The organism is Agromyces sp. P2_B3 (genome assembly GCF_056404815.1).
In genome coordinates, this window is sequence record NZ_JBFUDH010000024.1 from 1 (window position 1) to 21,233 (window position 21,233).

16 protein-coding genes and 1 pseudogene are annotated in these 21,233 nt (G+C 70.8%); 8 read left to right on the top strand and 9 right to left on the bottom strand.

Annotated elements, in window-relative coordinates:
• Positions 1-455 (top strand): annotated as a pseudogene (locus tag AC1DZA_RS18995) (hypothetical protein); the annotation flags it as partial.
• 30 nt (positions 456-485) lie between these two features.
• On the opposite strand, the gene AC1DZA_RS19000 reads toward AC1DZA_RS18995, so the two are convergent.
• From AC1DZA_RS19000 to AC1DZA_RS19015, 4 genes are all read right to left on the bottom strand, one after another.
• Positions 486-1,394 (bottom strand): serine hydrolase, encoded by a 909-nt coding sequence (locus AC1DZA_RS19000; protein ID WP_476762450.1) that lies wholly within the window; start codon positions 1,392-1,394, stop codon positions 486-488.
• Positions 1,395-1,489: 95 nt separating this feature from the next.
• Positions 1,490-3,457 carry a M13 family metallopeptidase gene (locus tag AC1DZA_RS19005; RefSeq protein ID WP_476773923.1) on the bottom strand — a complete coding sequence of 656 codons (1,968 nt, stop codon included), beginning with the start codon at positions 3,455-3,457 and terminating at the stop codon, positions 1,490-1,492.
• Positions 3,458-3,546: 89 nt separating this feature from the next.
• Positions 3,547-4,245 carry a potassium channel family protein gene (locus AC1DZA_RS19010; protein ID WP_476762448.1) on the bottom strand — a complete coding sequence of 233 codons (699 nt, stop codon included), beginning with the start codon at positions 4,243-4,245 and terminating at the stop codon, positions 3,547-3,549.
• A complete protein-coding gene (locus tag AC1DZA_RS19015; RefSeq protein ID WP_476773938.1) occupies positions 4,238-5,578 on the bottom strand; it encodes a TrkH family potassium uptake protein in 1,341 nt (446 codons plus the stop codon). The genes AC1DZA_RS19010 and AC1DZA_RS19015 overlap by 8 nt, the downstream gene beginning before the upstream one ends.
• 135 nt (positions 5,579-5,713) lie before the next feature.
• Between AC1DZA_RS19015 and AC1DZA_RS19020 the strand changes: the two genes are divergently transcribed.
• Entirely contained in the window at positions 5,714-7,063 is a 1,350-nt protein-coding gene (locus AC1DZA_RS19020) for an MATE family efflux transporter (protein WP_476773924.1), read from the top strand.
• Between the two features lie 77 nt (positions 7,064-7,140).
• Here the strand turns inward: AC1DZA_RS19020 and AC1DZA_RS19025 are convergent, their stop codons facing one another.
• The 3 genes from AC1DZA_RS19025 to tdh all read right to left on the bottom strand — a co-directional run bounded on the left by AC1DZA_RS19025 (position 7,141) and on the right by tdh (position 10,675).
• Complete coding sequence (locus AC1DZA_RS19025; protein ID WP_476773925.1) at positions 7,141-8,202, bottom strand: LacI family DNA-binding transcriptional regulator; 1,062 nt, start codon at positions 8,200-8,202, stop codon at positions 7,141-7,143.
• Between the two features lie 227 nt (positions 8,203-8,429).
• Positions 8,430-9,632 carry a glycine C-acetyltransferase gene (locus AC1DZA_RS19030; protein WP_476773926.1) on the bottom strand — a complete coding sequence of 401 codons (1,203 nt, stop codon included), beginning with the start codon at positions 9,630-9,632 and terminating at the stop codon, positions 8,430-8,432.
• The gene (gene tdh / locus AC1DZA_RS19035) at positions 9,632-10,675 is read right to left on the bottom strand and encodes an L-threonine 3-dehydrogenase (RefSeq protein WP_476773927.1); all 1,044 of its coding nucleotides are present in this window, start codon (positions 10,673-10,675) and stop codon (positions 9,632-9,634) included. The genes AC1DZA_RS19030 and tdh overlap by 1 nt, the downstream gene beginning before the upstream one ends.
• 243 nt (positions 10,676-10,918) lie before the next feature.
• Here tdh and AC1DZA_RS19040 point away from each other — a divergent pair, with 243 nt between their 5' ends.
• The 4 genes from AC1DZA_RS19040 to AC1DZA_RS19055 all read left to right on the top strand — a co-directional run bounded on the left by AC1DZA_RS19040 (position 10,919) and on the right by AC1DZA_RS19055 (position 14,282).
• A complete protein-coding gene (locus AC1DZA_RS19040) occupies positions 10,919-12,190 on the top strand; it encodes an MFS transporter (protein WP_476773928.1) in 1,272 nt (423 codons plus the stop codon).
• Positions 12,191-12,250: 60 nt separating this feature from the next.
• Positions 12,251-12,733: a hypothetical protein gene (locus AC1DZA_RS19045; protein ID WP_476773929.1), complete on the top strand. Its 483-nt coding sequence runs from the start codon at positions 12,251-12,253 to the stop codon at positions 12,731-12,733.
• Positions 12,734-12,750: 17 nt separating this feature from the next.
• Positions 12,751-13,446 (top strand): endonuclease NucS, encoded by a 696-nt coding sequence (gene nucS, locus AC1DZA_RS19050; RefSeq protein WP_309975473.1) that lies wholly within the window; start codon positions 12,751-12,753, stop codon positions 13,444-13,446.
• Between the two features lie 149 nt (positions 13,447-13,595).
• A complete protein-coding gene (locus AC1DZA_RS19055) occupies positions 13,596-14,282 on the top strand; it encodes an HAD hydrolase-like protein (protein ID WP_476761413.1) in 687 nt (228 codons plus the stop codon).
• Between the two features lie 584 nt (positions 14,283-14,866).
• Here AC1DZA_RS19055 and AC1DZA_RS19060 read toward each other — a convergent pair.
• On the bottom strand, positions 14,867-15,730 hold the full coding sequence (locus AC1DZA_RS19060; RefSeq protein WP_476773930.1) for an alpha/beta hydrolase: 864 nt from the start codon (positions 15,728-15,730) through the stop codon (positions 14,867-14,869).
• Positions 15,731-16,063: 333 nt separating this feature from the next.
• On the opposite strand from AC1DZA_RS19060, the gene AC1DZA_RS19065 reads away from it, so the two are divergent.
• Positions 16,064-18,907 (top strand): immune inhibitor A domain-containing protein, encoded by a 2,844-nt coding sequence (locus AC1DZA_RS19065; RefSeq protein WP_476773931.1) that lies wholly within the window; start codon positions 16,064-16,066, stop codon positions 18,905-18,907.
• A gap of 149 nt (positions 18,908-19,056) precedes the next feature.
• A complete protein-coding gene (locus AC1DZA_RS19070; RefSeq protein WP_476773932.1) occupies positions 19,057-20,391 on the top strand; it encodes a collagen-binding domain-containing protein in 1,335 nt (444 codons plus the stop codon).
• Positions 20,392-20,474: 83 nt separating this feature from the next.
• On the opposite strand, the gene AC1DZA_RS19075 is transcribed toward AC1DZA_RS19070, so the two are convergent.
• A complete protein-coding gene (locus tag AC1DZA_RS19075; protein WP_476773933.1) occupies positions 20,475-21,161 on the bottom strand; it encodes a TetR/AcrR family transcriptional regulator in 687 nt (228 codons plus the stop codon).
• Between the last annotated feature and the right edge of the window lie 72 nt (positions 21,162-21,233).

Sequence of the window (21,233 nt, forward strand, 5' to 3'; positions counted from 1 at the left end):
CGCCAGCGGATTCGACGGGCGCGGCTGCCCGCGCGACGAGCGCGTCCGGCGGCGCGGCGGTCACGGCTGCCGGCGCGGCGGTCACGGCTGCCGGCGCGGCGAGCACGTCGGCACCCACGACCACGTCCACCGAAGGCGCGCCGCTCGGCGTGATCGGCATCGTCGCGATCTGCACCCCGTTCGGCGGCTCGCGGCTCGCCCGCCTCGTCGTCGATCCGAGCGTGCGCGCCCTGATGCCGAGCGACGAGACGATCGTGACCCTCGGGCGCGCCTCGTCGGTCAACGGGCGGATCGTCTCGGTGTTCGGCCGCTACGACCCGCACATCCCCGACGGGAGCTTCCTCGAGGGGGCGACGAACGTGCGGGTCCCCGCCGTCGGCCACTTCCGGGTGCTCGGGGCGCCCGAGACGCACCGCGCCGTGCTCGACGGCGTCGCCCTGCTCGCGCAGGGCTGAGCCCAGCGCCGACGGCTCAGCGCCGAGGGCTCAGTGCACGTACTCCAGCAGGTCGACGCCGACCTGGTGCATGCCGTCGAGCACGGCGAGGCGCGAGGTGAGCATCGTGTCAGCGAAGTACATCGACACCGCGTAGGCCACGCTCGCGCGAGGTCCGCGGAGCACGCCGACCTCGCTGCGCACGCCGCCGTCGGTGCCGGTCTTGTTCATGAGCAGCACGCCGTGGTCGGGCTTGCGGTGCGCGAGGGGGTCGAGGCCGAACGCCGACGCGACCATCGACAGGTCGGCGTTGAGCGACAGCCAGCCCACCACGCGCTGGGAGACCTCGGGGCTCACGATCTCGCCGCGCGCGAGCGACGCGAACAGCCAGGTCAGCTCCTTCGCCGAGCCGATCGACAGCTGCGGCGCGTCGTCGGGTCCGCGGTGGTCGCGCACGAGGTCGAGCAGGGCCGTGCGGGTGAGGCCGAGCGCCTCAGTGCGGGCACGCACCGCCTCGAGGCCGACGTGGCGCAGCAGCACGTTCGTGGCCAGGTTGTCACTCGTGCCCGCGACGAGCGCGGCGAGGTCGGCGAGCGGCAGCGACGGCGACTGCATGTGCTGCCAGATGCCCGAGTCGCCCACGGCATCGCGCGGCGTGCGGTCGAGCACGGTGAACGCCTCGGCGCTCGTGCCGGTGAGCCGGGAGGCGACCTCGACGAGCAGCAGCACCTTGCCGATGGACGCCGTCGGCATCACGACGTGGTCGTCGACGGAGAACAGCACCTTGCCGGTCGCGAGGTCGGTCGCCCGCGCCGAGACCTGCACGCCCGCGAGCGCGAGCTCGCCCAGGGCGTGGAAGCCGCGCGCGAAGTTCTCGTTCGGCTCCTCGGTGCGATGCTTGCCGTGTCGGATGCTGGCGTGGCGCGCTCGGCGTTCGGAACCCTGCGACGACGTCACCACAGTGCTTGCACGATCTTCCTCGGACGCTCGGCGCTCCCCCACCGCGGTCTGCGGCGCGCTCGAAAGAGATGGACTGGACGGATGAGTGGAGTGCCCTACCAGATCGTCACCCGCTCGGCCGGCTCCAGCCAGAGGGCGTCATCGGCGGTCACTCCGAAGCCAGTGTAGAACTCGTCGATGTTGCGGACGATCTGGTTGCACCGGAACTCGTTCGGCGAGTGCGGATCGATGGCCAGCAGGCGGATGACCTCCTCGTCGCGGCCCTTCATCTGCCAGGCCTGCGCCCACGAGAGGAAGAAGCGCTGCGCGCCCGTGAGCCCGTCGATCACGGGCGGCTCGGCGCCGCCGAGCGAGAGCACGTACGCCTTCCACGCGATGGCGAGCCCGCCGAGGTCGCCGATGTTCTCGCCGATCGTCAGGGCGCCGTTGACGTGGTGGTCCTGGCCGTCGAGCTGCGCCGGCTTCAGGGCGTCGTACTGCGCGATGAGTGCCTTCGTGCGCTCCTCGAAGGCCTCGCGGTCTGCCTCGGTCCACCAGTCGGTGAGCCGGCCGTCGCCGTCGTACTTCGAGCCCTGGTCGTCGAAGCCGTGGCCGATCTCGTGGCCGATCACCGCGCCGATCGCGCCGTAGTTCGCCGCCGCGTCGCGCTCGGCCGTGAAGAAGGGGTACTGCAGGATCGCCGCAGGGAAGACGATCTCGTTGAAGCCGGGGTTGTAGTACGCGTTGATCGTCTGCGGCGTCATGAACCACTCGTCGCGGTCGATCGGCTTGCCGATCTTGCCGAGCTCGCGGTTGAACTCGAACTCGGCCGTCGCGCGCACGTTGGCCACCAGGTCGTCGGCGGTGATCTCGAGCTTCGAGTAGTCGCGCCACTTCACGGGGAAGCCGATCTTCGGCGTGAACTTCGCGAGCTTGTCGAGGGCGCGCGAGCGGGTCTTCTTGCCCATCCAGTCGAGGGCGGTGATCGACTGCCGGTACGCCTCGACGAGGTTCGCGACGAGGTCGTCCATCGCCTCCTTCGCCGCGGGCGGGAAGTGCCGCTCGACGTAGATGCGGCCCACGGCCTCGCCCATGGCGCCCTCGACGAGCGAGACCCCGCGCTTCCACCGTTCGCGCATCTGCGGGGTGCCGGTGAGCGTGCGGCCGTAGAAGTCGAAGTTCGCCTCGACGAAGTCGTTCGAGAGGTAGGCGGCGCTCGACCGGATCACCTGCCAGGCGAGCCAGTCGCGCCACGCCGGCAGGCGCTCCTCGGTGAGCAGCGCGCCAAGGCCCTCGACGAACGAGGGCTCCCGCAGCACGAGCTCGTCGAACGCGCCCTTGGGCACGCCCATGGCGTCGCGCCACACCTGCAGGTCGACGGATGCCGCGGCCGCGGCATCCGACCACTGGAACAGGTTGTACGTCTTCTCGCTGTCGCGGGTGTCGACGTTGTTCCAGTGCGCCTTCGCGAGGTCGGCCTCGAGGTCGAAGACCCGCACCGCGCGGTCGCCCGCGTCGTCGAGCTGTGCGAGGGCGAACATGCGCTCGAGGTGCTTCGCGTACGCGGCGCGCACCGCCTCGAAGCGCTCCTCGCGGAAGTAGCTCTCGTCGGGCAGGCCGATGCCGCCCTGCTCCACGAAGACGAGGTAGCGCTCGGGGTCGCCCGGGTCGTTGTCGACGTAGAGCTGCAGGAAGCCCGAGACGCCCTGTCGCTCGAGCCGGCCGAGGGTCTCGAGGAACTGCTCGACCGAGCTGATGAGCGACACGTCGACGAGCTGCCCGGCGATGGGCGTGGCGCCCAGCAGGTCGGCGCGCTGCTCGTTCATGAAGCTGGCGAAGAGGTCGCCGACCTTGCGGTCCTCGGTGCCCGGCTCGGCCTGCTGCGCCTCGACGATGATGTCGCGCACGGCCGCCTCGGCCTCCTCGTGCAGCACGAGGAACGAGCCGTAGCGGGCCTTGTCGGCGGGGATCTCGGTGCGCTCGATCCACCTGCCGTTGACGTGGCGGAACAGGTCGTCTTGCGGTCGCACCTCGCCGTCGAGTTCGTCCTTCGCGATGCCTGAGGGGAGCGTGACGTCGGTCATCACCCCAGCCTAGGACTCGGGACCGGCACAGCGGATGCCGCGACCGCACGTCTCACGGTGCACTCGCAGGCGTGCGGCATCCGCTCGACTCAACGCAGCTGTGCGAAGCCCTCGGCGCTCGAGGTCGGACCGACCACCAGGATGGTGTCGCCCTCGTCCAGCACCGTGTCCTGGTCGGCGTTCCTCCACTCGCCCTCGGGCTTCTTGAATGCGGCGACCGTCACCCCGTACGCCGAGCGGAGTCCGGTGTCGCCGAGGCGCCTGCCGAGCAGCACCGCCGGCGCCGACGCCTTCACCAGTGCGTAGCCCTTGTCGACCTCGATGTAGTCGAGGGCATTGCCGCGCACGAGGTGCGCGAGGCGGCGCCCCATGTCCTTCTCCGGGTAGATCACGTGGTGCACGCCCAGCTGCTCGAGGATGAGGCCGTGCCGATCGTCGACCGCCTTGGCCCAGATCACGGGTGTCTTCATGCTGAGCAGCACCGAGCACGTGAGGATCGACGCCGAGATGTCGTCGCCGATGGCGACGACCACGCGGTCGAACTCGTCGACTGCGAGCTGGCGCAGCGCCTCCTCCTTGGTGGAGTCGGCGCGAACGACCTGGGTGAGCTCGCCGTTCAGCGCCTGCACGAGCTCCTCGTCGAGGTCGATGCCGAGCACCTCCGTGCCGCCGGCCATGAGCTCGAGGGCGAGCGAGCTGCCGAAGCGCCCGAGCCCGATGACGGCCACCGAGTCGGCCTCGGCGATGCGACGGGTCGTGTCACTGCTGAAGATCGAGAACTTAGCCAACGGCGGGCCTTTCCTTGGGGAACTCGTAGAGGATCCGGCGGTGACGGAGGGCGATCGCCGAGCCGAGCGTGAGCGGGCCGAGCCGGCCCATGAACATGAGCGCCACGAGCACGAGCCTGCCGGGGTCGGGCAGCTCGGGCGTCAGTCCCGTCGAGAGCCCGACGGTGCCGAACGCCGACACCGCCTCGAAGAGGGTCCGGTCCAGGTCCTCCTCGACGAACAGCATGAGCGCGAGCGTGCCCGCCATCACCGCCCCCACCGCGATGAGCACGATGGTGATCGCCTGGCGCTGCACCGCACGCGAGAGCCGCTTGCCGAAGATGTTCACGGCCGGGTCGCCGCGCAGCTCGGTCATCATGACGAAGAAGAGCAGCGCGAACGTCGTCACCTTGATGCCGCCCGCCGTGCCGGCGGGGCCCGCGCCGATGAACATGAGCACGTCCATGCCGAGCCAGGTCTCGTCGTGCATCGCCCCGATGTCGACCGAGTTGAACCCGGCCGTGCGGGTCTGCACCGACTGGAAGAATCCGGCGAGCACCTTGGCGCCGGGATCGAGGGTGCCGAGGGTGGCGACGTTGTCCCACTCGAGCGCCGTGATGTAGGCGGTGCCGCCGACGAGCAGCACGAGCGTGCCCCACAGCACGAGCTTGGTGTTCATCGACCAGTGCAGCGGACGGCGGAACTCCTTGCGCAGCTGCATGATGACCGGGAAGCCGAGCCCGCCGAGGATGACGGCGGCGGCGATCGGCAGGCAGATGAACGGGTCGTCCACGAACCCGATCAGGTTGTCGGAGTACAGCGCGAAGCCCGCGTTGTTGAACGACGAGATCGCGTGGAACACGGCATGCCATGCCGCCTCTCCCACGCCGTACCCGTAGCCGAGCAGGAAGCGCAGGAACAGCAGTGTCGCCGTGGCGCCCTCGATCGTGAACGAGATGAGGACGATGCCGCGAACGAGGCCCCGCACGTCGTCGAACCCGACGCTCTTCGCCTCGCTCGCCGTGTTGAGTCGCGAACGCACCGACATCTTCCTGGCCAGCAGCAAGCCGACCAGCGACGCGAAGATCATGATGCCGAGGCCGCCGAGCTGGATCATGAGCAGGATCATGACCTGCCCGAACGGACTCCAGAACGTCACCGTGTCGAGCACGGTCAGCCCTGTGACGCAGACCGCCGAGGTCGCCGTGAAGAGCGCGTCGACGAACGACGGCGGCCGCCCGTCGGCCGCGGAGATCGGCAGGAGGAGGAGGAACGTGCCGGCGAGGATCACCGAGGCGAAGCCCACGACCACGGCCTGCGCCGGGTGCAGGCCGCGGCGACGCAGGCGGAGCATCCGTCGCCCGATCCCCGTCGACTCGCGCGTGGTCACAGCGCCACACTAGCCCCGTGCGGGGCGCCCGACGCGACCGTGCGGCATGCCGCGTGCGGCGGTCCGGCCGTCGGCAGGCCCGCCTAGGCTCGGGAGCATATGACCACTGCGCCCTTCCGTCGCGCCGTCGACCGCGACATCCTCCGGCTCGCCGTGCCGGCGCTCGGCGCGCTCATCGCCGAGCCGCTGTTCCTGCTCGCCGACACGGCCATGGTGGGGCACCTCGGCGCCGTGCCGCTCGCCGGCCTCGGCCTCGCGAGCGCCGTGCTGCAGACGATCATCGGCCTCATGGTGTTCCTCGCCTACGCCACGACGCCGGCGGTGGCGCGACGGCTCGGGGCGGGCGACGAGCGCGCTGCGGTGGCATCCGGGGTCGACGGGTTGTGGCTCGCCCTCGGGCTCGGCGTCGTGCTCGCGGCGGCCGGGTGGCTCGCGACGCCCTGGCTCGTGGGCGTGTTCGGGGCGTCGGCGGCGGTCACCGCCGAGGCATCCGTCTACCTGTCGATCTCGATGGCCGGGCTGCCGGCGATGCTCGTCGTGTTCGCCGCCACCGGCCTGCTGCGCGGGATGCAGGACACGCGCACGCCCCTGTGGGTGGCCGGCCTCGGCTTCACGGTGAACATCGGCCTCAACGCGCTGTTCATCTACGGCCTCGGACTCGGAATCGCGGGGTCGGCGATCGGCACCGTGATCGCGCAGTGGGGCATGGTCGTGGTGTACCTGGTGGTCATCGCGAGGCACGTGCGGCGGGTCGGTGCCAGCCCGTGGCCGCACCACGCGGGCGTGCTGAGCGGCGCGGCGATGAGCGGCTGGCTGTTCCTGCGCACCGCGAGCCTGCGCGTCGCCCTGCTGCTCGCGACGTGGGCGGCGGCGTCGCTCGGATCCGACGAGCTGGCGGCCTACCAGGTGGCCATCACGATCTACTTCACGCTCGGGTTCGCGCTCGACGCGCTCGCGATCGCGGCGCAGGCGCTCATCGGCAAGGGGCTGGGCTCGGGCGACGTGGCGCACGTCCGAGCCGTGCTGCGGCGGTGCGTGGAGTGGGGCATCGGTTCGGGCGTCGTGCTCGGCGCGCTCGTGATCTCCACCGCCTGGGTGCTGCCCGCGCTGTTCACCTCGTCGCCCGAGGTCGCCGCGTTGCTGCCGCCGTCGCTCGTGGTGCTCGGCCTGTCGGCGCCCCTCGGCGGACTCGTGTTCGTGCTCGACGGCGTGCTCATCGGCGCCGGTGACGCCCGCTACCTCGCCTGGACCGGGCTCGTGAACCTCGCCGTGTTCGTGCCGCTGGCGCTCGGCACGGTCTGGTGGGCGGATGCCGCGGGGCTGCCCGGCGCCGCAGCGCTGGCGTGGCTCACCGGCTCGTTCGCGATCGGCTACCTCGCCGCCCGTGCGGTGACGCTGTCGCTGCGGGCGCGCGGCGCGCGCTGGATGGTGACGGGCGCGCCGGCCTAGGCTGCGCCGACCGGAACGCAGGAGCATCCGTGGGATGGGCCGCCTGGGGCCCGCATCGGGCGGATGCTCATGCGAGATCAGGCGCGCGGCGGCGCCGTCGTGTCGCCCACGTGCAGCGAGCTCGTGAAGCACACCGACTCGGGCGGCTCGCCGGCGAGCAGCCGCACCACGGCCTCGCCCGCGGCGCGACCCTTCGCCACCGAGGGCTGCACGAGGGTGGTGAGGTCGTGCTGCAGCCCGTCGACTCGGATGCCGTCGAACCCGAGCACGCTGAGCTCGGCCGGTACGGCGATGCCGAGCTCGTCGGCCGCCTGGATGACGCCCGCGGCGAGCAGGTCGCTCTGCGCGATGATCGCCGTCGGCCGCGTCGCCGGGTCGGCGAGCAGCGCCCGTCCGGCCTCGAGGCCCTCCTCGATCGAGCTCGCGGCCGCCGACCGTCCGGTCGCGTGCGGGAACACCTCGCGGGCCCCGAGCAGCCGCTCGCTCGCGGTCTCGGCGGTGCTCCCGCGCTCGAGCTCGGGGGTCAGCGGCCCGCGCGTGCGGGCGGCGTCGAACGGGAGCGTGACGAGCGCGACCTCCGTGTGCCCGAGGCTCTTGAGGTACTCGGCTCCCCGGCGGGTCGCCTCGCGGTTGTCGATGGAGATCTTCGGCACGTTGTCGCCGGCATCGCCCTCGATCGCGACGGCCGGGATGCCGCGACGCCGCAGCGCCTCGACCGAGTGCCCGAGCCGCGGGCTGCAGCCGACGAGCACGACCGCGTCGACGGGGGCGCTCTCGATGCCAACGGCGTGGCCGCCGGCCTCGCCGGTGTCGGTGAGCAGCAGCAGGCCGGCCCCGAGCGGCGCGATGCCCTCGGTGATGCCGTCGAGCATCTGGATCTTCACGGGGTCGAGGAAGGCCGCGCGCACGCGCTCCTCGAGCACGACGCCGACGATCCCTGAGCGGCCCCGGCGCAGGGAGCGGGCGCGCGGGTCGGGTCCGGCGTAGCCGAGGGCGGATGCCGCGGCGAGCACGCGCTCCTTCGTGGCATCCGACACGGGGCCGGAGCCGCTGAAGGCGAGCGACGCCGTGGACGCCGACACTCCGGCCTTGGCCGCGACGTCGGCGAGCGTCGGGCGTGGTGGGGCATCCGCGTGCATGGGCTGATTCTAGGCCGAATCGATTCGAGTCGTGCCGGGGAGCGCCACCACGGGTCCCGCGCCCCTTCGCTTCACGTCACTGCGGATATACGATCCGGCGCGCCGAGCTGTGCTGGTTCGCGCCGGGGTGGCGGATCGTATATCCGCAGTTGGTGACAGCTCAGGTCGATGGGCCGGGCGGATGCCGCGGCGGCACGCCTACCCGGGCGGACGCCGCGGCGTCGGGGCTACCCGGCCGGCGCTGCGACGGTCGCAGCCACCTCGTCGCGCGCGGCCGTGAACGCCTCGACGCAGCGACGGATCTCGTCCTCGGAGTGCGCCGCCGAGAGCTGCACGCGGATGCGCGCCGCGCCGCGCGGCACCACCGGGAAGCTGAACGCCGTGACGAACACGCCCCGATCCTGCAAGGCCGCGGCAATGCGCGCCGTGAGCGCGGCGTCGCCGAACATGACCGGCACGATGGGGTGCTCGCCGGGCAGCAGCTCGAAGCCCGCGGCATCCATCAGGGACCGGAAGAGGGCCGCGTTCGACTTCAGCGTCTCGCGCAGCGAGCCCGACGACTCGAGCAGTTCGAGCGCGCGGATCGTGCCCGCGACGATCGCCGGCGCGAGCGTGTTGGAGAAGAGGTACGGACGCGCCCGCTGGCGCAGCAGCGCCACGATCTCGGCGCGCGCCGCGACGTAGCCGCCGGATGCCCCGCCGAGCGCCTTGCCGAACGTGCCGGTCGTGATGTCGACCCGGCCCTCGACGCCGCAGTACTCGGGGGTGCCGCGGCCGTTCGAGCCGACGAAGCCGACGGCGTGCGAGTCGTCGACGAACACGAGGGCGTCGTAGCGGTCGGCGAGGTCGCAGATCTCCTGCAGCGGCGCGATGTAGCCGTCCATCGAGAAGACGCCGTCGGTCACGATCACCCGGCGACGGGCACCGGATGCCGCGACGAGCTGCGCCTCGAGGTCGGCCATGTCGCGGTTCCGGTAGCGGTACCGCGCCGCCTTCGAGAGCCGGATACCGTCGATGATCGACGCGTGGTTGAGCTCATCGGAGATGATCGCGTCATCCGGGCCGAAGAGCACCTCGAAGACGCCGCCGTTCGCGTCGAAGCACGACGAGAACAGGATCGTGTCGTCGTAGCCCAGGAACGAGGACACCCGGCGCTCGAGCTCGAGGTGCAGCTCCTGGGTGCCGCAGATGAAGCGCACGCTCGCGAGCCCGTAGCCCCACTCGTCGAGTCCGGCGTGCGCGGCCTCGACGATGCGCGGGTCGTCGGCGAGGCCGAGGTAGTTGTTGGCGCAGAAGTTCAGCACGTGGCGCCCGGCGACCTCGATCTCGGAGGACTGCGGGCCGTGGATGCCGCGCTCCCGCTTCGTGAGGCCGGCGGCCTCGATCTCGTCGAGCTCAGCGCGCAGCTGGTCGCGAACCGTTCCGTACATCAGAGTTCCGTCCAATCGAGGATGACCTTGCCGACGCCGCCGGATGCCGCCGCGTCGAACGCGGCACGCCACTCGCGTGCCGGGTAGCGGTCGCTGATGATCGACGCGACCCGGGAGCGCAGCTCGCCGCTCGTCTGCAGCATGGCGCTCATGGAGTTCCAGGTCTCGAACATCTCGCGGCCGTAGATGCCCTTGAGGGTGAGCATGTGCGTCACGACCTTGCCCCAGTCGATGGCGTACGGCTCGGAGGGCAGGCCGAGCAGGGCGATGCGCCCGCCGTGGTTCATGTTCTCGATCATCTCGGGCAGCGCCTTCGCCGATCCCGACATCTCGAAGCCCACGTCGAAGCCCTCGCGCATGCCGAGGCGCTGCTGCACGTCGCGGACGCGTTCACGCGACACGTCGACCGCGGCATCCGCCCCCATCTGCATGGCGAGCTCGAGGCGCGCCGGCGAGACATCCGACGCGACGATGTACCGGGCGCCCACGTGGCGGGCGACCGCGATCGACATGAGGCCGATGGGGCCGCAGCCGGTGACCAGCACGTCCTCGCCGACGACCGAGAACGCGAGCGCGGTGTGCACGGCGTTGCCGAACGGGTCGAAGATCGCCCCGACCTCGGGTTCGACCGACGCGTGGTGCACCCACACGTTCTGACCGGGGATGACGATGAACTCGGCGAACGCGCCGTCGCGGTGCAGGCCGACGCCCTTGGTGCGGATGCACATCTGGCGGCGTCCCGCCCGGCAGTTGCGGCACATGCCGCACACGATGTGGCCCTCGCCCGACACCTTGTCGCCGACGGCGATGTCGTGCACCAACTCGCCGACCTCGACGACCTCGCCGAAGAACTCGTGGCCCGGGATGAGCGGCGCCTGGATCTCGGCGGCGGCCCAGTCGTCCCACCGCTCGATGTGGAGGTCGGTGCCGCAGATGCCGGTGCGCAGCACCCGGATCTTCACGTCGGCGGGGCCCGTCTCGGGCTCCGGCCGGTCGACGTACTCCAGGCCGGCGCCGGGGGCAGGTTTGTAGAGGGCCTTCATCGATAACCTCGTTGTTCTCTGGGTCGCGAGCCGGGGGTGTTCGGCTCTGGGTCGGGCCACCGGATCGTGTCCGGTGGCGCCGATCGCCAGTCAGTTCATGGTAGCCACGGATGCCGCGGCCGCCGTCACCGTGACGCGTCGGCTCGGCTTGCGGCTGCCGGGCGGCCTCGATATGGTTCTCAGATCGGCGGTATCGAATCGATTCGACCCCGTCGCCGAGCCGCACACGACGAAGCAGAGCAGATGACCGGAACCCCGCGTGAGAGCGTGACCACCGACCGCACGCGCCGCGAACTGATCGCCTGGCGCAACGCGATCTTCACGATCTTCTTCCTCTCGGGGCTGAGCCTCGCGAGCTGGGTCGCCAGACTTCCCGCGATCCGCGACGACGTCGGCCTCAGCACGCAGGGCGTGGGGTTCGTCATCCTCGCCGGCTCCGCGGCATCCGTCATCGGCCTCATCGTGGCGCCGTGGCTGATGGCGCGGTTCGGCACGCGCCTCGGCATGGCCGGGGTGCTCGTGATCGTCGCCGTCGGCCTGATCCTCGTCGGGATCGGCGGCTCGATCCTGCCCTCCGTGCCCCTCGTCATGATCGGCCTGGCGCTGTTCGGGTTCGGCAACGGCACGGTCGACGTGATGATGAACGTCGAAGGCGCAGAGGTGGAGCGCGAGATCGGCCGCACGCTGATGCCCCTCATGCACGCGTTCTTCAGCTTCGGCACCGTCGCCGGAGCCGGCGTCGCGGTCGTGGCATCCGCGCTCGGCATCCCGGTCGCCTTCCACCTCGCCGTCATGGCCGTGCTCGTGACGGGAGCCGTGATCATCGCGGTGCGCTTCGTGCCGGTGCGCGAGGAGCTCGGCGACGACCCGCACACCGACGCGCCGCGTCCTCCGTGGCGCCGACGGCTGCGCGAGAGCCTCGTGGTCTGGGGCGACGTGCGGCTGCTCCTCATCGGCGTGGTCATGCTCGGCATGTCGTTCGCCGAGGGCGGGGCGAACGACTGGCTCGCCCTCGCGGTCGTCGACGGGCACGGCTTCGACGCCACCGTCGGTGCGGCGATCTTCACCGTCTTCACGGTCTCCATGACCGCCGCTCGCGTGCTCGGCGGGCCCGTGCTCGACCGGTTCGGCCGCGTCCCGATCCTCCAGGTGCTCGCCGCCATCGGCGTCGTCGGCCTCGCCCTGTTCATCTACGGCGACGAGCCGTGGATGCTGATCATCGGCACCGTGCTCTGGGGCGTCGGCTGCTCGCTCGGGTTCCCCGTGGGCATGTCCGCCGCGGCCGACGTGTCCGACCGCCGCCTCGCGGCCTCGCGGGTGAGCGCCGTCGCGATCATCGGCTACTGCGCATTCCTCGCCGGCCCGCCGTTCCTCGGGTTCATCGGCGAGCACTTCGGCATACTGAACGCGCTGCTCGTCATCCTCGGCCTCATGGTGATGGCCGGTCTGGCGGCGCCCGCCGCCCGCGAGCAGACCGGTCCGCGGGCGCGGCCCAAGGCGCCCGCAGCGCCGTAGCGCACCGCCCGGGAGCGGGCAAGGGCTCTCGCGCCGGCCGCCCGGACGGCGAATTCGGGGATGGATGCCGACGACCTGCTCGACGACCACGCCCGCCTCGACCGCCCCGCCGGCCACCACACCCGGCCGCCGGGCGTCGACGACGCCACCGTCGAGGCGCTCGGCAAGCTCTCCGAGGCGCTCGAGACGATCGAGGATGCCCGCGGGTCGCTGTACCGGTTCCACCGACTGACCGGCAAGGCCGACCTGGCCATCGGCGAGGCCGCCGAGCTCTTCCGGGCCGCGGGCCACGACGGCGTCGCGGACCGTCTCGAACGGGACGTCGTCGGTCGCAACGTGCTGGAGGGCCGCTGGACGTTCCAGGTCGTCGAGGAGTACGACGACGGCTACTACGCCGAGGTGCGCGGAGTCGAGCGAGCGGCCCGGGACGAGCTGGTCGGCGGGCGCCGGCACCTCTTCGAGGCGGAGATGAAGGAGGACCGTCGCACGAAAGGGCGGCGGCATCACGAGGCACGGCCGCCCGAGGCATCCGCCGGCGCCTGACGCCGTACACTCGACGGGTGCGTCTCGTCATCGCCCGCTGCTCCGTCGACTACGCGGGGCGCCTCTCCGCCCACCTGCCGCTCGCGACGCGGCTGCTCATGGTCAAGGGCGACGGCAGCCTGCTCGTGCACTCCGACGGCGGCAGCTACAAGCCGCTCAACTGGATGAGCCCGCCGTGCACGCTCGAGTCGCTCGAGCCCGACGACGACCAGGCCGCTGCGGGCGTCATCGAGCTGTGGAAGGTCACGCACAAGAAGACCGCCGACCAGCTCGTCGTCTCGATCCACGAGGTGCTCCACGACTCCGCGCACGAGCTCGGCGTCGACCCGGGCCTCCAGAAGGACGGCGTCGAGGCGCACCTGCAGCAGCTCCTCGCCGAGCAGATCGAGCTCCTGGGCGACGGGCACCGGCTCGTGCGCCGCGAGTACATGACGGCGATCGGCCCGGTCGACATCCTGGCGACGGATGCCTCGGGCGCCTCGGTCGCGGTCGAGCTCAAGCGGCGCGGCGACATCGACGGCGTCGAGCAACTCACCCGCTACCTCGAGCTCATGAACCGCGACCCCCGCCTGGCACCGGTGACCGGCATCTTCGCCGCGCAGGAGATCAAGCCGCAGGCGCGCACCCTCGCGGAGGACCGCGGCATCCGCTGCGTCGTGCTCGACTACGACGCGATGCGGGGCATCGAGAGCGGCCACGCCCGCCTGTTCTGACGGGGCGCGTGGGGCTGCCGGGCGCCGCTCGGCCCACCGCCGCGCAACGACCGCGCGATCGTGGCACAAGCCCCTTGTCGCTCGTTCTGGGGGATGGGAGCGTTCTCTTCCTGAGAAACTCTCAGACACCCTCGACATAGGATGACACGGTGACTTCCACGATGCCCCTTCAGACCATCGCGCCCACGCGCACCTGGTCGGCCGTGCTGTTCGACCTCGACGGCACGATCGTCGACTCGGCCTCCGACATCACGGCGTCGCTCGCCCACATGTTCACCCAGCTCGGCGTCGACGTGCCGTCCGACGAGGTGCTCCGCTCCTATGTCGGCCCGCCGCTGCTCGACAGCCTGCGGCTGACCGCGGGCTTCGACGACGCCGAGGCGTGGCAGGCGCTCAACGTCTACCGCGAGCACTACGCGCACCGGGTGCTGTGCTCCCCCGTGTTCCCCGGTGTCGCCGGCGTGCTCGAGCGGCTCCACGCCGCGGGCGTGCCCGTGGCCCTCGCGACCTCGAAGCCCGAGTCGATGGCCCGCAAGGTGCTCGACCACGCCGGCCTCAGCCAGTACTTCACCGAGATCACCGGCGCGAGCGACGACGAGGAGCTCAGCACCAAGGCCGAGGTCGTGCGGGAGGCGCTCCGTCGCCTCGAGTCGCAGGGCGTCGACCTCTCGAACCCCGTCATGGTCGGCGACCGCGGCTACGACACCCTCGGCGCTGCCGCGAACGGCGTGCCGACGATCATGGTCGAGTGGGGCTACGGCTCCCCCGCCGAGGCCGGCGACGCCATGGCGGTCGTGCACTCGGCCGACCAGCTCCGGTCGCTGCTGCTCGGCTGAGGCTCCGCCGGCCGCCCGCCCACGCGGCACGGCCTCGGGCGCCAGGTCAGGAGCCCCCGCGGCCTTCGGCACCACGTCGACGGTGAAGGTCACGCTGTCGCCGGTCTGGCCGTTGTCGAGCGTCACGTCGGTCTCGCCGACGGACTTCGCGGTGAGGCCGGGGTTGAACTGCGCGCTGCCGTCGTCGCGGCCCGCGACGAACTCGACCACGTCGGGATCATCGATGTCGGCCGTCCACGCGGCGTAGGTCTCGTCGTCGCCGGTCAGGTCGATCGCGCCGCCCTCGGTCACCTCGACCGTCGTGCCGTCCACGTCGCCGAGGTCGACGATCACGGGTGGCAGCGCCGACGCGGCGGTCGATCCGGTCGATCCGCAGCCTGCGAGTGCCAGCATGCCGCCGATGCCGAGCGAGATCACCAGCGCAGCGGATGCCGCGGGCCGCCGCCCTGCGCCTCGAAGCAGGATTCCGCCCATCCGAACCACCCCCGCGACCGATCGTACGCCGCGCCGGCTGAGCAGCCGGGAGCCGCGACCGGCGGACGGAGCGGGATGCCGCGGGCACGCGCCACGCGGCATCCGCTCGGCTACTGGATGAACCGCTGCACGAACGCCAGGGCCTCGTCGGCGACCTCGCGCCACCCCGAGTCGATGGTGAGCGAGTGCCCGCGGCCCGGGATCGTGATCTCCTCGGTCGTGCCCGGGTTCTTCGCCTGGATCTTGTAGCTCGCGTCGGTGATCGCGGGCGGCACGGTGTGGTCCTTCTCGCCGCCGATGATGAGCATCGGACCGCGCTCGGGATTCTTCGAGTCGACCGTGGTCTCGCCGCCGAACGGGTTGAAGTTCGCGAACGCCGCCTGGAAGAGCGGGGCGCCGGCGGCGGGCACATGGAGCGTGTCGTAGAGACGCCGGGCCTCGGCCTCGTCGAGCGCGTTGGCCCAGCCGTACTGGAACTGCTCGAAGGTGAGCGCCACGCCCCGCTTGGCGTTCGCCGGGTTCGACAGCACCGGTGACGCGGACTTCAGCGCGGACGCGGGCAGCGGCAGCACGCCCTTGAACGGCGCGTTGTCGATCGAGACTGTGGCGGCGGCCACGCCCTCGCCGGCGATCTTCTGGGCGATCAGGCCGCCGAACGAGTGGCCGATCACGACGGGCGCCTGGTCGAGCGCCGCGATCGCCTCGAGGTAGTGATCCGTGACCTCCTGCACCATCTTCTTCGCGAAGGCCTCGGGATGCTCGCGCGCCTCGGCGACGGTGGCCGGGTCGTCGGGCCATCCCGGTGCGAGGGTGATGAACCCGTTGTCCTCGAAGAAGTCGCGCCACGGCTGCCAGCTGCTCGACAGCAGCCAGAGCCCGTGCACGAACACGACCGGCGTGAGGTCGGACGCGTTCGCGCGCGCGATCTCCTCCCGCTCCCAGTCGGCGAGGGTGGAACCGGTGGACTCGCTCATGTGTTCCTCTCCGGAACCCGCCCGATGCGGTCCCGGCTCAGGGTATGCCCGTCTCCCCGGCCCGGCCAGCCCTCGGCCGCACTCTGTAACGGTTCGTTCACAATCGCCGCGGTCATCGAGCAGGGCCGGCGGATGAATCGTGCGCGGCACGCAACGGACTTGCGTCTCTCTCCACAGATTGCGGAAAGGACTTCCATAGATGCGGCATGGCAAGGGAGGATGCCGTCTACGTCCGTCTACCAGGCGGGCGTCGTTCGTGCGCCGCGGTCATCCCCCGGCGCACTCGGAGGGAGAAGCATGTTTGGAAACACCACTCGCGCGCGCAGGCGCGTGGTGGCGACGATTCCCGTGCTCGCGCTCGCGGCCGCCGGCTTGGCGACCATGGGCGCGACGGGGGCATCGGCAGCGCCATCGCACGTCTCCGCGCCGGTGATCAGCGACGACGAGTACTACATGAACTACGTCGCGCCGAGAGCCGAAGCGGCGTTCGGCACCGACGATGAGGTCGTCGCCGGATCCGTCGCGAAGCGCACCGCGCCCGAGGCCGTCGCCGAGGCCGAGGCCATCGACGCGAAGTACTCGCAGGGCAACCCGGTGGCGGCGAAGGGACTCGCGCAGCTCGAGGCCCAGTCGATCGACACCGGCAAGAGCCCCGGGCAGCTCAAGCGCGAGGGTCGTTCCGACAAGGGCAAGCACAAGAACCCGCACAAGACGCCCGACTACAAGCAGGCCGAGGAGACGCAGGAGGCGAAGCTCCTCACGATCCTCGTCGAGTTCAACACGAACGCCAACGACGACTTCACGGGCGTGCAGGTGCCGACCGAGTTCGGGTCGACCGAGTGCAAGCCGGGCGAGGTCCAGAACGGCCCCCTCCACAACAACATCCCGAACCCCGCCGACTACGAGCTCGAGGACAACAACTCGATGTGGGTCTCCGACTTCTCGTCGGAGCACTACAACACCATGCTCTTCACCGACAAGGGCATCACCGAGCGCGTGCGCAAGGACCTCGTCGGTCCCGACGGCAAGCCCGGCATCGACATCTCGGGCTACACGATGAAGAACATGTACGAGGAGATGTCGCACGGCGCCTACACCGTGCACGGCTCCGCGACCCCGTGGGTCACGGTCCCGCACTCCGAGGCGTACTACGGCGCGAGCACCTGCTTCCTGAACGACGAGGGCGTGTACGAGGCCGGCGCGATCCAGGACATGCAGGGCCACCCCGACAACCCCATCGGCGCGGGCCAGCTCCCGATCGACGCGGTGACGGCACTGGCGGCGGCGCAGCCCGACTTCCCGTGGGCCGACTACGACATCGAGGACCAGGGCGACCGCGACGGCGACGGGAATTACCTCGAGCCCGACGGCGTGATCGACCACGTCGTGCTCGTGCACGCCGGTGAGGACAAGTCGGGCGGCGGCGGCGCAGAGGGCACCTACGCCATCTGGGCGCACTCCTCCGCTGTCGCGGGCGGCGCGGCCATCCCCGGCACCGACCTCAAGCTCTCGAACTACATCGTGCAGCCCGAGGACTCGGGCGTCGGCGTGTTCGCGCACGAGTACGGCCACGACCTCGGCCTGCCCGACCTCTACGACACCTCCAACCAGGGCGACTCCGACGTCGACTTCTGGGACCTGATGTCGTCGGGCTCGCACTCCGGACCGATCTTCCAGTCGATGCCGACCCATATGGGCCTCTGGGACAAGTGGGTGCTCGGCTGGGCCGACCCCGTCCAGATGAACCCCGGTGAAGCTGCGAAGACCATCACCGTCGGCCAGAGCTCGCGCCCGATCAAGGGCACCGAGGACGGCGTGAAGATCAATCTGCCCGCCAAGGTCAACGTCATGGCCGAGCCCACCAGCGGCGAGAACATGTGGTACACCGGCTCCGACCAGGACTGGGGCGACATCCGCATCGTCCGCGACCTCGACGTGCCCGTCGACGCGAAGCTCTGGATGCAGAACAACTACGTCATCGAGGAGGACTGGGACTTCGGCTTCGTCGAGGTCTCGACCGACGGCGGCACCACGTGGAGCGAGCTGAAGGTCCTCAACGAGGACGGCAGCGAGGCCACCACGCCCGACGGCTACGCCGACCCCAACGGCAACATGGCCACCTTCGGCTCGAACGAGGGCGAGGCCAAGCACTACGGCCTCACGGGCACGTCCGACGGGTGGAAGCACCAGTACGTCGACCTCGCCGCCTACGCCGGCAGCACGGTTAGCCTCCGCCTCCGCCTCGCCACCGACGCCGCCTTCCAGGAGCGCGGCTGGTTCGTCGACGACTTCGACCTGCAGAGCGCCGGCACCACGGTCTGGTCCGACGACGTCGAGGGCGGTGACAACGGCTGGGAGAAGCAGGTCGAGACCTTCGCGGCATCGACCGGTCCCGGCTGGCGCATCGACAGCGGCACCTCCACCACCGCCCAGTACTACCTGGTCGAGTGGCGCAACTTCGACGGCTTCGACGAGGGCCTGAAGTACGGGTACGACACCGTCTACAGCGCCACGGCCGGTGCGTGGAAGGTCGACAAGATCAAGTACAACGCTCCCGGTGCGCTCGTCTGGTACCGCGACGCGGGCTACGGCAGCACCAACCACGTCGAGTCCAACGAGACGGCGCTCCCGAGCGCCGGCGCCAAGGGCGGCCTGTTGATCGTCGACAGCCACTTCGACCCGCTGCGCCGTACCGGCGAGGCGGCCGAGATCGACCCGACGGCGACCGACAACATGCCCTCGCGTGCCCAGTCCTCGAACGCGGCGTTCGGCCTCACCAAGACGTACCCCTTCACGGAGTGCATCACGGGAGCCGACTTCACCGACGAGTACTGCACCGACATCAAGTCCCAGAAGCCGGTGAGCGTCTTCACCGACAACCAGGGCTGGGTCCCCGGAATCGAGATCCGCAACGGCGAGGACCTGTACTACCGCTACCGCAACGGTTCGGTCGTCGTGCCTTCGGTCGACAACCAGCCGTACTCCACGCGGGTCGTCGACGAGAACGGCACGCCGCTCACCGAGTTCTACGGCCTCGAGGTCATGCCGGGCATGACGCTCGGCTCGGGCAACCCGGCCGATGCCGGTGTCGGCTACGGCACCGTCGTCGAGGTGAAGAAGGCGGGCAAGAACAACACGTCCGCCCAGATCAAGATCACCCCGCCCGCAGCGGGCTGATCCGATCGCACGACCGGCGAGGCGTCGGCTCCTTCGGGAGTCGGCGCCTCGCCGCATTCCGGCGGAGGGCCGGCCGCGGAGGCGCCGACGCGCGGATGAGCGCTCGTGAATGCTTGGCGGGCGACCCGGCACGTGCAAGGCTGGAGCGCATGACGCATTCGGGGGAACGTCGGGGCAGGGTCGTCGCGACGGTCGTGGCCGTCGCCGCATTCGCGGGAGCCGCCATGCTGCTCCCGGGTGCCGCAGTCGCCGCGCCGGGCGACACGATCGGACCCATCAACCCCGTCGCCCAGCCGCTCGGCAGCCATACCGCGAACAGCGGGTTCCTCGTGTTCATCGAGGGCGACGTGGAGCTCAACGCCGACGAAGCCGAGGGCACGCTCGCGCTCGGCGGTGACGTGAGCTTCCAGACGTCGTACAACATCGCGGCCGGCTCGGTGCCGCCCGGCACCTTCATCGCCCCCGGAGACACCGCGCCGACCTACCTCTACGTCGGCGGGGGCGTCGAGTTCCCGGCCGACGGCTCGGTCGTGCTGAAGGTGCTCAACAACGGCTTCACAAAGGTCGCCGACACGACCACCTACGACGCGTTCGACACCGACCAGAACAACACTCTCGGTCCGTACCACATCGTGCCGCCCGGGGGGACGTACGAGACGCAGCCGCGCATCGAGGGCACGATCACGCAGACGCCGACCTCGATCGAGACGCCGGTTCCGGGCGACCTCATCGACATCGCCGGCGCGTTCTCGCTCTACCGCGACACCGCGGCCACGCTCAATCTGTGCACTCCGACCATCGAGTTCGCCAATCGAGACGATGGCGCTCCGCTCACGCCTCCCTACGCCGAGGGCGCCACCACGAGACTGACGCTCGTCGATGGCGAGACGAACGTCGTCACCGTCGCGGCATCCGACCTCGAAGCCATGTCGGAGATCTTCTTCCCGCTGGTGCCCACGCTCGACACGCCACTGCTCGTCAACGTCACAGGCAGCACCTTCGACGGGCAGATCCCGAACCTCTCCAACCTGACCTCGACGAGCGCCCCGTTCGTGCTCTGGAACTTCCCCGAGGCGACGTCAGTGACGGTGACCGGCGGGGCGAGCCTCGAGGGCAGCATCTACGCCCCCAACGCCGATCTCAACTGGCAGGTCACGCAGAACATCGAGGGCAACGTGATCGCGAAGTCCTTCATCCACGGTCTCCCCGCCGCGCCGACACCCGGCACTCCACGGGAGGTGCACAACTTCCCGTTCGTGGCCCAGCTCACGTGCGTGGAGGGCGGCGAACCCGTTCCGCCCGAGCCGCCCGTTCCGCCGCAGCCGCCGGTGCCGCCCCAGCCGCCGGCCCCGGCTCCGACCGACACCGACCAGGCGTTGCCGGCGACCGGCACGGACGCGGTGCCGTCGTTCCTCGCCGCGGGCATCCTCGCCGCGGTCGGCGTGGCCGCCACCGCGGTCGGATACCGCCGCCGCCGGGCCTGAACCGCACCGACTGAACCGCACCGACTGAACCGCACCGACGCGAACGGGCGGGGCCGCCGACCGAGCGATGAAGACGACGACCGTCAGGCCGGCGGCACCAGCCCGTCGAGCAATCGCTCCAAGCCCCACACGAACTGGTCGGTGGAGTTGTGCTGGGCCGCCACGTCGGCGGTGCGTGAGCTGAGCGGGAACGTGGCGAGGTCGGTCCAGAGCGCGGTGCCCGAGGCATCCGGGAACAGGCCGTCGGTCGGTGCGGCCGCCTCGGGGTCGGCGTCCTGGTCGGCCGACTCGAGGGCGATCGACCCGAGCGCGTAAACCTGCAGCGCGTATGCGGCCCGCGCGGCGTCGTCGAGGCCGAGGCCGGCGGCGGTGAACGACTCGAGGAGCGTCTCGTTCAGTCGCATGGCGTTCGGTCCGTCGAGTGGGCCGCTCATGATGAGGCCGAGCGCGCCGGCGTGCGCAGTGAGGAGCTCGCGGAGGCGGAGCGCAAGGGTCACGATGCGCCGGCGGATCGCCGCGGCATCCGGAACGTTGACCGTGTCGGAACCGCCGGCTTCGCGCAGCTCGAGGCGGGCGAGCAGGTGCTCGATCATGCCGCGTAACAGTGCGTTCTTGCTGGAGTAGTAGGTATAGAGTGCGGTCGGCGTGATGCCGAGCGAGCCGGCGACGCCGCGCACGGAGACGGCGGCGAAGCCCTTCGTCTCGAGCAGGTCGAAGGCGGCGTCGAGGATCTCGGCGTGGGTGAAGCTGCGGCGGGGCCCTGGTCTCATGCGAGTGCGATCTGGCGGTTCATCTCCACACACCGTACAGTGTTGTAACGCCGAACAGTGTCCAGAGATACC